This window comes from Devosia sp. J20-27, from assembly GCF_055808595.1.
Genome location: NZ_CM147875.1, coordinates 766,371 through 780,256 on the forward strand (window position 1 = coordinate 766,371; position 13,886 = coordinate 780,256).

Sequence of the window (13,886 nt, forward strand, 5' to 3'; positions counted from 1 at the left end):
CGTCTGGCGGCTTTTTGTTGGCCGATCGGGTGCGGAAGAGGTGACCATATAGTCCAAGCAGGTATAGTCGCGCCGGCGCCAGGGTCTGCTTCGATCGCAGTCACCTGGCAAAGGGGAGGATGACTTGAAGAAGCTGATCAATAGCGTTCCGGATGTGGTGCGGGAGACACTGGCCGGACTGGTGGCGCTCAATCCGCAACTGGCGCTGCTGGGCGCCGAGGACACCGTGGTGCGCGCCGACCTCGCGGCGTTCCGCGCCAGCGGCAAGGTTGCCATTGTCACCGGCGGCGGCGCCGGCCACGAGCCGGCCCATGCCGGCTATGTCGGCCGGGGCATGCTGACGGCCGCCGTGAGCGGCGACGTCTTCGCCTCACCCAGCACCGATGCGGTATTTACTGCCATCAAGGCGGTGGGTGGTCCGGCGGGCGTCCTGATCATCGTCAAGAATTATACCGGCGACCGGCTGAACTTCGGCCTCGCCGCCGAGATGGCGCAGGCGGAAGGCATTCCGGTGGAACTGGTCGTCGTCGACGACGATGCGGCGCTGGGCAGCGCCGAACAGACCGCCGGGCGGCGCGGCATTGCCGGAACGATGCTGGTACACAAGATTGCCGGTGCGGCGGCCGAGGCTGGCCTGCCGCTGGCGGAAGTTGCGGCCGCGACCCGGCGCGCCATTGGACTGGTGGCATCGATGGGCGTGGCCCTGTCAGCCTGTACGGTGCCCGCCGCGGGCAAGGCCAATTTCACGCTGGGCGACACCGAGATGGAACTGGGCCTAGGCATCCATGGCGAGGCCGGGGTGCAGCGCGTCGCCGTTGCCGCAGCGCGTGAGGTGGTGGACCAGCTGATCGAAACCATTGTCGCCGACCGGGGACTGACAGCGGGTCAACGCGTGGTGCTGCTGGTCAACAATCTGGGCGCCACTCCAGTGATGGAACTCAACATCGTGGCAGGCGATGCGCTGGCGAGCCTGGCGGCGCGCGATCTCAAGGTGGAACGGGCCTATTGCGGCACCTTCCTGACCGCCATCGACATGGCCGGGATGTCGCTGAGCCTGCTGCCGGTGGACGATGCCATGCTGGCGGCGCTCGATGCACCGGTGGAGGCGCCGGCCTGGCCCGAGCGCGGGGGCAGATTGCCCGACGGGCCACAGGTGATCCCGGCGCCGGAGCAAATCGATTCGACGGTTGCCGGCAGCGGACCCGGGACCCCCGAGGCCTTCATCGACCGGCTGGCGGCAGCCTGCCACGCCATTGTGGCAGCGGAGCCGGAACTGACCGAAATGGACCGGCTGGTCGGCGATGGCGATATCGGCCACTCGCTGGCCGGCGGCGCGCGCGCCGTGCTTGCCGGGCTTGAGGCGCAGCGCGGGCGGCCGCTTGATGCAGTGCTGCACGAGATCGGGCTGACGCTGCGCCGCAGCGTTGGCGGCACTTCGGGGCCGCTCTACTCGATCTTTGCCATTGCTGCCGGACGCGAGCTCCAGGCGGGAGCGGCAGATGGTGCGGCGTTGCGGCGGGCCTTTGCCGCCGGCACCGAGGCGCTGACCCGGCTGGGCGGCGCTGCGGCAGGTGACCGGACCATGGCCGATGCCCTGCTGCCGGCCGTCGCCGCGATGGCAACTGCCGAGCCGGATGCCCTCACCCTGCTCAAGGTTGCGGCCGGTGCCGCACGGCGCGGCGCGGAACAGACATCGGCGATGCGACCGCGACGCGGGCGGTCGAGCTATATCGGCGACCGCGCGCTGGGGAACCCGGACCCCGGCGCCGTGGCCGTTGCGATATGGCTGGAGGCGGCCGCCGGAGCAGACGCGCCGTAGCTCAGGTGGGCGGCGTGCCGTTCTGGTGCAGCACGTGGCCGGCCAGATAAAGCGAGCCACAAAAGACGACGCGTGACGGCGGTCCGGCCGCCGCGCTCGCCAGCGCATTGAGGATCGAGCCGCCTTCGCTGGCCTCGAACCCTGAGGCGCGGGCTTCGGCAACGATGGTGGCGGCCGCGTGGGCATTGGGTTCGCCCGGGATGGTCAGCGCGTACACGTGCTCGACCTTGCCGGCAAATGCCGCGAGGAATTCGGCAGGCTTGCGGGTGTTCATGATGCCCATGATGAGCTTGAGCGGCAGCGGACGTCGGGCCTGCAGTTCGTCTATGGCGGCCGCCAGGGCGGCAGCGCCATGGGCATTGTGGCCACCGTCAACCCAGAGTTCGGAGCCGTCCGGCAAGAGGCCCCGCAGGGTACCGCGCAGCGGCTGCAGGCGGCCCGGCCACTGCACGGTCCGCAGCCCGGTGGCGATGTCGGCCTCGCTCACCGGCAGTCCGAAGTGACGTGCGGCCGCAATGGCGACCGTGGCGTTGTCGAACTGGTGCGGACCGGCCAATGCCGGCGGCGGCAGGTCGAGCAGGCCGGCTTCGTCGGAATAGACCAAACGGCCGTCTTCGCTGCGGCCGTCGAAATCCTCCCCGGCAATGATCGGCGTGATGCCCAGCCGGGCAGCGCGACGGACCAGCACGTCGCGGCCTTCGTCTCGTTGCCGGGCAAACACGGCCCTGGCGCCACGCTTGAGGATACCGGCCTTTTCACCCGCAATCTCGGTAATGGTGTTGCCGAGGAAGTTCTGGTGGTCATAGTCGACGGGCATGATGATGACGCCGAGCGGGTCATCGACAACATTGGAAGCGTCGAAGGTGCCACCCATGCCGGTTTCAAGCAGCAGATAATCGGCCTTGGTCTCGGAAAAGAGCATCATGGCCGCCACCGTGGTGATCTCGAAAAAGGTGATCGGCTCGCCGCCATTGGCCTCTTCACAGAGCTCGAGCGCCCGATTGAGCTTGCGGCTGGAGACCAGTTTGCCGGCCAGACGAATGCGTTCGTTGAAGCGCACCAGATGCGGTGATGTCAGGACGTGCACCGACTTGCCCGAAGCCTCGAGGAAGGCGCGCAGATAGGCAATGGTGGAGCCCTTGCCGTTGGTACCGGCCACATGAATGACGGGCGGCAAGTGACGTTCAGGATTGCCAAGCCGCTCGAGCAGCCTGTGCATGCGCGTCAGGCTGAGGTCGATGAGTTTCGGATGCAGCGCCAGCAGGCGCTTCAGGATAGCGTCGGTACGGGACACGGGGACGAGGTTCTCGAACAGCAGCACGGCGCGCTTCTAGCATCGGACAAAGCGGCAGGCGAGCCGCACCGACACTCTCCCACGGTGAAAGGGGGCCGGCGCCCCAGCGGCTCATTCGGCGTGCGCGGCTTCCGGCGGAGCCACGACGAGATCTTCGGCAGTATCGGACTTTGCCGGGGCCACCGATGGAGCCGGCACGGCACCCGCCAGTTCGGCCGGGGCCGGAGTCTTGGTGAGGATGGTCACCAGCTGACCGATGGTCGGGCGCAGGCTGTGACGGTGCACGACCATATCGACCATGCCGTGGTCATAGAGATATTCCGAGCGCTGGAAGCCCTTGGGGAGCTTTTCGCGAATGGTCTGCTCGATGACGCGCGGGCCGGCAAAGCAGATGAGCGCGCCGGGTTCGGCCAGATGCACATCGCCGAGCATGGCGTAGGATGCGGTGACGCCGCCGGTGGTCGGATTGGTGAAGACGACGATGAACGGCAGTCCGGCCTCGCGCAGGCGCAGCACCGCCACCGTGGTGCGCGGCATCTGCATGAGCGAGAGGATACCCTCCTGCATGCGGGCGCCGCCTGACGCGGCAAACAGCACGAAAGCCGTCTTGCGCCTGGCGGCCGTTTCGAGACCGGTGATGATCGCCTGACCGGCGGCCATGCCGAGCGACCCGCCCATAAAGTCGAAATCCTGCACGGCGGCAGTCACATCCACGCCGTAGAGCTTGCCGGTACCGACAAGTACGGCATCATCCATGCCGGTCTTGGTGCGGCTCTCGCGCAGGCGATCGACATATTTCTTGGAGTCACGGAATTTCAGCGGATCCTGCGGAACAGCCGGCAGCGGCACGGAGTCGTAGACGCCGCCGTCGAAGAAATTCTTCAGCCGGTCGGTCGCCTTGATCTTCATGTGGTAGCCCGAATTGGGCACCACCCACTGGTTCGCTTCAAGATCGCGATAGAACACCATCTCGCCGGACTCGGGGTCCTTGACCCAGAGATTCTCGGATCCGCTGTCCTTCGGCTTGAGGAAGGAGCGGATGCGCGGACGGACGACGTTATTGATCCAGTTCATCAGCCTTGACCTGTTGCTGGTCTCGTTATGCCGAGGCCTATATGGTGATTATGGCGAATGTTATCAGGTTTGGGCGGGGTGGTTAAGGCTTTCAGGCGGCTTAACCACGGGCGCGGCGCACACCCGATGCGAGGTCGGACACCAGAGCGGTGACGGCAGCCACCGTCGCGGGCGTGGCCCTGCCGTTGTCGAGCGAACCGCCGACCGCATTGCAGATGGCCGTACCGACGACGACGCCATCGGCGTCCCGGCCAAAGAGCGCCGCATCTTCCGCAGTCTTGATGCCAAAGCCGACGGCAACGGGCAGATCGGTGTGGCTCTTGATGCGCTTGACGGCAACGCCGACGGCAGCATTGCTCTTGATCGCGGCGCCGGTGATGCCGGTCATGGTGACATAATAGACGAAGCCCGAAGTGTTCTTCAGCACGGCCGGCAGGCGGCTGTCATCTGTGGTCGGGGTGGTGAGGCGGATGAAATTGAGGCCGGCTGCCAGCGCCGGCACGCAAAGCTCATCGTCTTCCTCGGGCGGCAGGTCGACGACGATCAGGCCATCGACGCCGGCAGCAACGGCGTCCTTGAGAAAGGCGTCGACGCCATAGATGTAGATGGGATTGTAGTAGCCCATCAACACAACCGGCGTGTTGGCATCCTTCTGACGGAAACGGGTAATCTGGGCCAGCGTCTTGCGCAGCGTCTGGCCACCGGCCAAAGCCCGCTGTCCGGCCATCTGCACGCCCGGACCGTCCGCCATCGGATCGGAAAACGGCATGCCGAACTCGATGATATCGGCTCCGGCGCCCGGCAGGGCGGCCAGGATCTGCTCGCTGGTTTCCGGGTCCGGGTCGCCAGACATCACGAAGGTGACGAGGGCGGGACGCCCCTGTTCGGCGCACAAGGCGAAACGCTCGGAAATGCGGGTGGACATGCGGCGGGCACCATCTCTGCCGGTGAGGGACATGTCGTTTAGGGGTAGGCTGCGACCGATGTCAACGACACCTTGAAGAATCACCGCTAGCTTTGCCGGTGTTGTCACCCGAGAGGAGAACTGCCCAGATGATCCGTACCGCGCTGTTTGCCGCAACCCTCATTGGTCTGAGCGCCGGCCCAGGCCTTGCCGATCGCGCTGACGAACGCGCCATGTTCGAGGGCCAGGTCGAGGCCTGCATCGCCGAGCACGGGACGATCGACAAGCTGGTTCTCGGCTGCATGGAGGAGAAGCAGAGCGCGGCCGAAGCCGAAATTGCGGCGGCACTGGAGGCGCTGGCGGCTGCCGAGCCGGAGCATGCGGTCGGGCTGCGGGCAGCGCAGGTGACGTGGGAGGCCTACCGGCTCACGCAATGCGCCTACCATGCCGAAGTGAAGCCGCGCGATGCCGACCCGCGGCGGCTGTTCTGTGCGATGCGGCTGGGCACCCAGCGGCTGGAACAGCTGCGCGAAGGGCTGGACTTTGCCGACTACGAAGTGCGCTGAGCCGGGCTACATCTCCAGCCCGAGATACTTGCCGACCGACTCCACATCCTTGTCGCCGCGACCCGAGAGGCAAAGGACGATGGTCTCGTCCTTGCCCATGGTGGGGGCAAGCTTGATCACCTGGGCGAGGCCGTGCGCGCTTTCGAGCGCCGGGATGATGCCTTCGAGCCGCGTGCAGAGCTGGAACGCCTCGAGCGCCTCGGTGTCGGTGATCGGCACATAGGTCACCCGCTTGGTGTCGTGCAGGAACGAGTGTTCCGGGCCGACGCCGGGATAGTCGAGGCCGGCCGAGATCGAGTGGCCTTCGAGAATCTGGCCATCCTGGTCCTGCAGCAGGTAGGTGCGGTTGCCGTGCAGCACACCGGGCCGGCCGCCGGTCATGGAGGCGGCGTGGCCGTTCTCGACGTCGATGCCGTGGCCGCCGGCCTCGGCGCCATAGATCCGGACATCGGCGTCATCGAGGAAGGGGTGGAAGGTGCCGATGGCATTCGAGCCGCCGCCGACACAGGCGACGAGGGCATCGGGCAGCCGCCCTTCGGCTTCCTGGTGCTGCGCCTTGATCTCCTCGCCGATGACGGACTGAAAGTCGCGGACCATTTCCGGATAGGGATGCGGGCCGGCAGCCGTGCCGATCAGATAATAGGTGTTCTCGACATTGGTGACCCAGTCGCGCAGCGCCTCGTTCATGGCGTCCTTGAGCGTTCCGGCGCCGGCAGTGACGGCGCGCACCTCGGCGCCGAGCATCTTCATGCGCCAGACATTGGGACGCTGGCGCTCCACGTCGGTGGCACCCATGAAGATGGTGCAGGGCAGACCGAAACGGGCGCATACCGTGGCCGTCGCCACGCCATGCTGGCCGGCGCCGGTCTCGGCGATGATGCGGGTCTTGCCCATGCGCCGGGCCAGCAGGATCTGGCCAATGCAGTTGTTGAGCTTGTGCGAGCCGGTGTGGTTGAGCTCTTCGCGCTTGAAGTAGACCTTGGCGCCGCCCAGGTGCTCGGTCAGGCGCTCGGCCAGATAGAGGGGCGACGGCCGGCCAGTGTAGTGCCTGCCGAGAAATTCCAGTTCCGCCTGGTAGTCGGGATCGTTCTGCGCCGCGCGATAGGCCTTCTCGAGGTCGAGGATCAGCGGCATCAGCGTTTCGGCGACGAAGCGGCCACCAAATATGCCGAAGCGACCCTGATCGTCCGGACCGTTTCGCAGCGAATTGGCGCCATCCGAGTGCATGACCTAAGTCTCCCGTTGCCCGGCGGACAGGCCCGCGCGGCGGGGCCCGTTATAGCGGAACGCCGTTCGAGGGCAAGACGACGTTCGGTCACGGTTTCTTGGCGCACCGCGCCGCGAAGCGGACCTCAGGCGGCTGCGCGGGCGGCCTCGATGAAGGCACGGATCAGTTTGCTGCTCTTGACCCCGGGCGCCGTTTCCACCCCGGAGGAGACATCCACACCCATCGGCCGCACGGCACGAATGGCGTCGGCCACGGTTTCGGGTTTCAGCCCGCCGGCCAGCAGATAGTCGACGCCGGGACCGAGTGCCTTGAGCAGGTCCCAGTCGAACGTCTCGCCCAGGCCACCGGGGCGATCGGCGCCCTTGGCCGGCTTGGCATCGAGCAGCAGGCGGTCGGCGACCTCGGCAAAGGCCGCGACACCGGCGACATCTTCGGCCGAGCCAATGGGGATCGCCTTCATGACGGCGATGCCCGCCTCGTCGCGAATGGCCTCGACGCGGTGCGGCGTCTCGGGACCGTGCAACTGGATCCAGGTCGGCGACAGGGCCGCCACTTCCATGACGCAGGAGTTGTCCGGATTGACCAGCACGACACAGGTTTCGATGCGACCGCGGGCCTGCGAGATCAGCTCCTGCAAGGTCTCGATATCGACGTGGCGCGGGCTGCGGGCGAAATGCATGAAACCGACCATATCGGCGCCAGCTTCGATTGCAGTCTCGAGGATGTCCGGGGTCTTGATGCCACAGATCTTGATAATGATGGGGTCAGCCATGTGATGTGATGGGTGTAAAGCCGGTCAATGTAGGTGAGCCAGGTCGTCCACATCGAGCAGGGCCTGATTGGCCGGAGCCCGCCGTGCTGCATCGAGCTCGCGATGCAGTCGTTCCGTTTCGCGGCGCCAGTGCCGCTCGTCGCGCCGATGCGTGCTCTGCGCGAACCATGTGGCTATCCCGCCCAGCACCACCCCGACAAGCAGGATCATGAAGATGACGAGAAACAGCGGCACACCGACGCGCGACACGGCCAGCTGGTCGGCCTGCGCGAAGGGATTGAAGTTGACGATAACCGGTTGGGTATTGGCTAAGGCGAAAATGACCAGTACCGCGCAGAGCGGCACCAGCACAAACCAGCCAACAAGGCGTTTAACCATCGATATTCCCTGGCGGCGCCCCGACCGAGCTAGCGGTTGAGACGCTCGCGGATTTCCTTACCGGCCTTGAACTGCGGGACGTATTTTTCACCCACATCCACCTGTTCGCCGGTGCGTGGATTGCGGCCAACACGGGCCGGGCGGTTCTTGACGGAGAAGGCGCCGAAGCCGCGCAACTCGACCCGGTCGCCGCGAGCCATCGCATCACCAACCTCATCGAGAATGGCATTCACGATGTTCTCGACATCACGCTGGAACAAATGCGGATTTTCGTCTGCAAGTTTCTGAACAAGCTCAGACTTTATCATACCGCCCTCCGGCGTTCCTCCACGAAGTCAAGTGGGCCCTTCACATCGAAGGCCCAACCTGCCAAAGCGAAACCAACCCGTCAAGCGCCATCGGTCGGGCGTCACTCAAACCCAGAATGTCGCGGGCGCTCTGGCCCAGCATGTCGCCGAGGTTGAACCAGGTCGTGCGGGGCAGCGGGTAGTAGGTATAGACCGGAAGGTCTTCGGCGACGGACTTCTCGGTCTCCAGCCAGGCAATGGCCTCGGCCTCGCCGCCGATGGCATCGATCAAGCCGGTCTCGACGCCCTGGCGACCGGTGAGGATGCGACCGTCAGCGAGCGCCAGGGTCTGCGGGCGGGCAAGGCCGCGGCGCTCCGACACGATGTCGACGAACCACTGGAAGCTGTCATCGATCAGCGACTGCAGCGAGGCCCGGACCTGCGGGGTCATCGGCTCGTCGAGGTCGGGTTCGGCCTTGAGGGGGCCGGTGGCCACCTTGTCGAAGTCGATGCCGATGGTCTCGAGCAGCTTGCTGGCGTCAACGTGCTGGTAGAGCACCCCGATCGAACCGACGATCGAGAGACGGCGGGCAAAGATCCGGTCGGTGGCAATGGCGGTCATATAGGCGGCCGAGGCACCGAGTTCGGCAATGACGGTGACGACCGGCTTTTTCTCGCGCAGGCGGGTCAGTGTCTCATAGAGCTCTTCACCGCCGGCAGTGGTGCCGCCCGGCGAATTGATGGCAACGATGACGGCCTTGACCGCCTCGTTGTCGGCGAGGTCGGCAATGGCCTTCAGGCGGGCGGGGTCGGTCGCGATGACGCCATCGACCCTGATGCGGGCGATCCGGTCGCCGCCCGACGCCGTGCTTTCGAGGGCAAAGCGCCCGACCAGCGCCAGCACAGCCACAGCGAGCGCGATGAAGAACAGCACACGCCAGAGCCGCCGCGACGAACGCAGCTTCGAGTTTGCAGGTATCAGATTGGCGGAGTCGCCGTTCAGGTCGGTCATGATTGCCTCGGGCCGCAACAGGTCAGCGCGAGGTACCCCTCCGGGACGGCAAATACAAGGCGCTGACGCTACAGCGCCTTGACCATATAGCTGGCGGCAGCCTCGTAGGTCTTGAGTTTGTCCGCCAATGCCGGGACATCGTCGACAGCAAAGCCCTGCTTTTCCCAGAAGCCCTGCGAGCCATTGACGGCGACCAGGTGCATGGTGGCAAAGCCCTGCGCCGCGGCGTGCTTGGAAAGTGCGTCGACTATATAGCCGGCGGCGCCGATGCGGCGGGTGACCGGCAGCAAGGCGAGGTCATGCAGGTAGTAGGTGTCGGCGTCGGCGGGGATTTCGCCGAGCTGGGTATTGAGCGCCGGCAGGTCGCCGCGGCGCCACGGATGACTGAGCACATAGCCGGTGGGTCGTTCGGCGATCTCGAGGACATAGCAGCCGTTGCGGTAGAGCTGCTGGCGTTCGGCCATCACTTCAATCGCTTCGAAGAAATCCGGGTGGACCTGGGCAGCGATCGCCTCGACCGCCGTCATGTCGAATGCCGTCATGGCCCGCCAGGCGACGTCCCGGTAGCGTGAATCCCTGGCCTGATCGGCCAAGAAGAAGGCTCGCGCTTTTGGCGCGAGCCTCGAACTTGGACCAGACGGGGGGGTGCCCGCGTCGGTCATTACTTCTTCTCGCGGTCCTTGAGCGCAGCGCCCAGGATGTCGCCGAGCGAGGCGCCCGAGTCCGACGAACCGAAGTTGGCCACGGCTTCCTTTTCCTCGGCGATTTCCAGCGCCTTGATCGACAGGGAGACCTTCTGGGTCTTCTTGTCATAGGAAACGACGCGGGCATCGACCTTTTCACCCTTGGAGAAGCGGTCGGGACGCTGGTCGTTGCGGTCGCGGCTGAGGTCGGCGCGACGGATGAAGGCCGTCATCTCGCTGTCGGCGAGCTGGACTTCGATACCGCCATCATTGACCTCGGTCACGGTGCCGGTGACCACCGAGCCCTTGCGGAGGCCTTCACCCGACGTATCAGCCACATCGCCAGTGGCGAGCTGCTTGATACCGAGCGAGATGCGCTCCTTGTCGACATCGACGTCGAGCACCTTGGCCTGCACCATGTCGCCACGGTTGTACTCTTCGAGAGCCAGTTCGCCCGGCTTCTGCCAGTCGAGGTCCGAGAGGTGGACCATGCCGTCGACATCGCCGTCGAGGCCGATGAACAGGCCGAACTCGGTCTTGTTCTTGACTTCGCCTTCGATGGTGGCGCCGATCGGGAACTTCTCGGCGAAGCTTTCCCACGGGTTCTGCAGGGTCTGCTTGAGACCGAGCGAGATACGACGCTTGTCCGGATCGACCTCGAGCACCATGACTTCCACTTCCTGCGAGGTGGAGACGATCTTGCCCGGGTGGACGTTCTTCTTGGTCCAGCTCATTTCGGAGACGTGGATCAGGCCTTCGATGCCCGGCTCCAGTTCCACGAACGCACCGTAGTCGGTGATGTTGGTGACGCGACCGGTGAACTTGGCCGAGACCGGATACTTGGCTTCGATGCCATCCCACGGATCGGCCTGCAGCTGCTTCATGCCCAGCGAGATACGATGGCTCTCGTGGTTGATGCGGACGATCTGGACCTTGATGGTCTCGCCGATCGACAGGACTTCGGTCGGGTGGTTGACACGACGCCAGGCGATGTCGGTGACGTGCAGCAGGCCGTCAATGCCGCCGAGATCAACGAACGCACCGTAATCGGTGATGTTCTTGACCACGCCGTCGACAACCTGGCCCTCTTCGAGCTGCTGGACGATTTCCGAACGCTGTTCGGCGCGCGACTCTTCGAGAATGGCACGACGCGAGACAACGATGTTGCCGCGGCGCTTGTCCATCTTGAGGATCTGGAAGGGCTGCGGCACGTTCATCAGCGGCGCGATATCGCGGATCGGACGAATGTCGACCTGCGACCGCGGCAGGAAGGCCACGGCACCTTCGAGGTCGACGGTGAAACCACCCTTGACCTGGTTGAAGATGATGCCTTCGACGCGCTCGTTCTTGGCATAAAGTTCTTCGAGCTTGACCCAGCTCTCTTCGCGGCGGGCCTTCTCACGGCTGAGGACAGCCTCGCCCATCGCGTTCTCGACGCGATCGACATAGACCTCGACCTCGGAACCGACCTTGAGGGTACCGTCGCGGCCAGCCGCGCCGAATTCCTTCATGGCGATGCGACCTTCGGTCTTCAGACCGACGTCGATGATCGCAAGGTCCTTCTCGATGGCAACGATCGTACCCTTGACGACGGTACCTTCGAGCGGCTCGTTCTCCATGAACGAGTCCATCAACAGGGCTTCAAAGTCTTCTTTGACTTCAGTTTGAATAGCCAAACTACATTTCTCCAGTGGCGCCGGCGGTTTGAGGTTGAAACACCAGATGGAACGGGGCCCGATCCACAAAGCGGGATCCGGCGCGCGAGCGCCCGTTCGGAAAGCTGATGGGTAGAGTTATCGCGTCCGGCTCTGGTATCGCCGACGGGGACCGCTAGCGGCTCGGTTGGATTAGGGGCTAGTGCCCCGCCTTGCCTGCTACGGCCGCGTCCACAATGGCAACGGCTGCGCGAAGTGCGGCTTCTATATCCAATTGGGTCGTGTCGAGCAAGTGCGCGTCACTGGCCTGATAGAAACCGCCATGCGGGTTCGCCATGTCACGGGCGTCCCGCTCTTCTATCTGGTGATAGAGGGCGTAGCGATCAACCGTCAGCCCCCTGGCCTCGAGCTGGCGGGCCCGGCGCTCCATCCGGGCCTTGGAATCGGCAACGATGAAAAGCTTGGCGTCGGCTTCCGGGCAGATGACAGTGCCGATGTCGCGGCCATCGAGGACGGCGCCGCCGGGCTGATGGGCAAAATCGCGCTGATATTGCCGCATGGCCGACCGCACATCGGCAATCACGGCAACGCGCGAGGCATAGACGCCGGCATTGGCGCTGGTGAGTGTTTCGGTGTCGATCAGGTCGGCCGCTTCGATCGCCCGGGCGGCAGCGATCGCCCTGGCCTCGAACCCGGGGGAGTCGATGACGTCGCGGACCGCCCAGCCGACTGCCCGGTAAAGCAGCCCGGTATCTAGGTGCGGCAGGCGGTAGTGGCGTGCCAGCCCCGCCGCCAGCGTGCCCTTGCCCGATGCGGCCGGTCCGTCGACAGCGATGATCATGTGCTCTCCCTCAGGTGTAGCGCACGAAACTGGCGCCGAGCTTTTCGAAATCCGAAATGAAGCCGGGGTAGATCTGGGCGATAGACGATTGATCGTCCACCGTCACCTGCTGATCGGCCGCCATCCCCAGAACCAGAAAGGCCATGGCAATGGCAGGATCGCCGAACGTCACGACACGACCACCGCCACGGATCGATCTGGTGCCGCTGACGGTCAGGCTGTCGCCATCGCGGCTTACGGCGACATGCGCGGCGGTCAAGCCCTTGAGAACGGCCTCGACCTGATCGCAATCCCGGTCCTGAAGAGCCGACAGACCGTGGATGATTGTCTCGCCCTCGGCGGCGGCGGCAGCTACGGCCAGCAGCGGAAACTCCTCGACCATCGCCGGCAGCCGCTCGGCCGGCACCGTGACGCCCCTGAGGGCAGATTGAATGACGCGCACGTCGGCCATGTCATCGCCTCCCGCCTTGCGCGGGCGCACCAGATCGATCTGCGCGCCCATTTCGCGCAGCGTGTCGATGAGGCCGGTGCGCATGGGACTCACCAGCACGTCCTCGACCAGCACCTCGGAATCGGGGACGATGAGGCCGGCGACGATGGCATGCGCGGCGGCCGAGGCGTCTCCGGCGATGGTGACGTGCTGGGCCCGGAGATTGGCGAGACCCTCGATTTCAATGCGGCGCCCGCCCTCGGGCGTGTCCTGGATATCCAGCCGGGCGCCGAAGGCCTTGAGCATGCGCTCGGTGTGGTCGCGGGTCGGCAACGGCTCGGTTATAGTGGTCACGCCCGGAATAGCGAGAGCGCCCAGGAGCATAGCCGATTTCAGCAGGGCCGATGGTGCGCTCATGGTGAAATCGGCCGGTGTGGCCAGTCGGGCTCCGCGCAGGCTGAAGGGCAGATGATCGCGGCTATTGCCGACGACACCGACGCCAAAATGCTGCAGCGCTTCGAGAATATGGGCCTGGGACCGCGTCATCAGGGCGTGGTCGCCGGTGAAATGCGACGTGAAGTCGTAGGCTCCGATCAGGCCCATGCAGAGCCGCAAGGCCACCGTCGAACTGGAAAAGTGCAGCACGTCCTCCGGCTCGAGAAAGCCGCCGACGCCGATGCCCATGATGTGCCAGCGATTCGTCCGCTTCTCGATGCGGGCGCCAAGGGACTGCATGGCGCGGCCGGTCGCGAACACGTCCGCACTCTCGTTCAGGCCCTCCACGGTGGTTTCGCCGCGGGCCATGGCGCCAAGGATCAGGGCGCGATGCGAAATGGCCCGATCACCGGGGACCTGCAATATGCCGCGCAGCCAGGGCGAGCGCTCGGTGGCAAGTGGTCGTGGCGCAGGTGAATGATGCGACATCGGTAACTAACTGGCACAA

Annotated in this window: 14 protein-coding genes; 2 read left to right on the forward strand and 12 right to left on the reverse strand. The window is 65.2% G+C overall.

What is annotated here, in order from left to right; all coding sequences use genetic code 11:
• Positions 1-124 precede the first annotated feature (124 nt).
• Entirely contained in the window at positions 125-1,819 is a 1,695-nt protein-coding gene (locus AC0L4C_RS03720; protein ID WP_473402183.1) for a dihydroxyacetone kinase family protein, read from the forward strand.
• Between the two features lies 1 nt (position 1,820).
• On the opposite strand, the gene AC0L4C_RS03725 is transcribed toward AC0L4C_RS03720, so the two are convergent.
• The 3 genes from AC0L4C_RS03725 to trpA all read right to left on the reverse strand — a co-directional run bounded on the left by AC0L4C_RS03725 (position 1,821) and on the right by trpA (position 5,112).
• On the reverse strand, positions 1,821-3,113 hold the full coding sequence (locus AC0L4C_RS03725) for a bifunctional folylpolyglutamate synthase/dihydrofolate synthase (protein ID WP_473403443.1): 1,293 nt from the start codon (positions 3,111-3,113) through the stop codon (positions 1,821-1,823).
• A gap of 111 nt (positions 3,114-3,224) precedes the next feature.
• The gene (accD, locus tag AC0L4C_RS03730) at positions 3,225-4,187 is read right to left on the reverse strand and encodes an acetyl-CoA carboxylase, carboxyltransferase subunit beta (protein WP_473402184.1); all 963 of its coding nucleotides are present in this window, start codon (positions 4,185-4,187) and stop codon (positions 3,225-3,227) included.
• A gap of 100 nt (positions 4,188-4,287) precedes the next feature.
• Positions 4,288-5,112, reverse strand: coding sequence for a tryptophan synthase subunit alpha (gene trpA / locus AC0L4C_RS03735; RefSeq protein WP_473402185.1), 825 nt, complete (start codon positions 5,110-5,112; stop codon positions 4,288-4,290).
• 128 nt (positions 5,113-5,240) lie between these two features.
• On the opposite strand from trpA, the gene AC0L4C_RS03740 reads away from it, so the two are divergent.
• Positions 5,241-5,657 carry a lysozyme inhibitor LprI family protein gene (locus tag AC0L4C_RS03740; RefSeq protein WP_473402186.1) on the forward strand — a complete coding sequence of 139 codons (417 nt, stop codon included), beginning with the start codon at positions 5,241-5,243 and terminating at the stop codon, positions 5,655-5,657.
• Positions 5,658-5,663: 6 nt separating this feature from the next.
• Here the strand turns inward: AC0L4C_RS03740 and trpB are convergent, their stop codons facing one another.
• From trpB to aroA, 9 genes are all read right to left on the reverse strand, one after another.
• Positions 5,664-6,884: a tryptophan synthase subunit beta gene (trpB, locus tag AC0L4C_RS03745; RefSeq protein ID WP_473402187.1), complete on the reverse strand. Its 1,221-nt coding sequence runs from the start codon at positions 6,882-6,884 to the stop codon at positions 5,664-5,666.
• A 125-nt stretch (positions 6,885-7,009) separates the two neighbouring features.
• Positions 7,010-7,657: a phosphoribosylanthranilate isomerase gene (locus AC0L4C_RS03750; RefSeq protein ID WP_473402188.1), complete on the reverse strand. Its 648-nt coding sequence runs from the start codon at positions 7,655-7,657 to the stop codon at positions 7,010-7,012.
• 24 nt (positions 7,658-7,681) lie between these two features.
• Complete coding sequence (locus AC0L4C_RS03755; RefSeq protein WP_473402189.1) at positions 7,682-8,035, reverse strand: LapA family protein; 354 nt, start codon at positions 8,033-8,035, stop codon at positions 7,682-7,684.
• Between the two features lie 29 nt (positions 8,036-8,064).
• A complete protein-coding gene (locus AC0L4C_RS03760; RefSeq protein WP_473402190.1) occupies positions 8,065-8,343 on the reverse strand; it encodes an integration host factor subunit beta in 279 nt (92 codons plus the stop codon).
• Between the two features lie 40 nt (positions 8,344-8,383).
• Positions 8,384-9,334 (reverse strand): signal peptide peptidase SppA, encoded by a 951-nt coding sequence (sppA, locus tag AC0L4C_RS03765; RefSeq protein WP_473402191.1) that lies wholly within the window; start codon positions 9,332-9,334, stop codon positions 8,384-8,386.
• Between the two features lie 68 nt (positions 9,335-9,402).
• Positions 9,403-9,876: a GNAT family N-acetyltransferase gene (locus tag AC0L4C_RS03770; RefSeq protein WP_473403444.1), complete on the reverse strand. Its 474-nt coding sequence runs from the start codon at positions 9,874-9,876 to the stop codon at positions 9,403-9,405.
• Between the two features lie 119 nt (positions 9,877-9,995).
• On the reverse strand, positions 9,996-11,693 hold the full coding sequence (rpsA, locus tag AC0L4C_RS03775; protein WP_473402192.1) for a 30S ribosomal protein S1: 1,698 nt from the start codon (positions 11,691-11,693) through the stop codon (positions 9,996-9,998).
• Between the two features lie 178 nt (positions 11,694-11,871).
• Positions 11,872-12,513 carry a (d)CMP kinase gene (locus AC0L4C_RS03780; RefSeq protein ID WP_473402194.1) on the reverse strand — a complete coding sequence of 214 codons (642 nt, stop codon included), beginning with the start codon at positions 12,511-12,513 and terminating at the stop codon, positions 11,872-11,874.
• Positions 12,514-12,523: 10 nt separating this feature from the next.
• Positions 12,524-13,867 carry a 3-phosphoshikimate 1-carboxyvinyltransferase gene (gene aroA, locus AC0L4C_RS03785; RefSeq protein WP_473402195.1) on the reverse strand — a complete coding sequence of 448 codons (1,344 nt, stop codon included), beginning with the start codon at positions 13,865-13,867 and terminating at the stop codon, positions 12,524-12,526.
• Positions 13,868-13,886 lie beyond the last annotated feature (19 nt).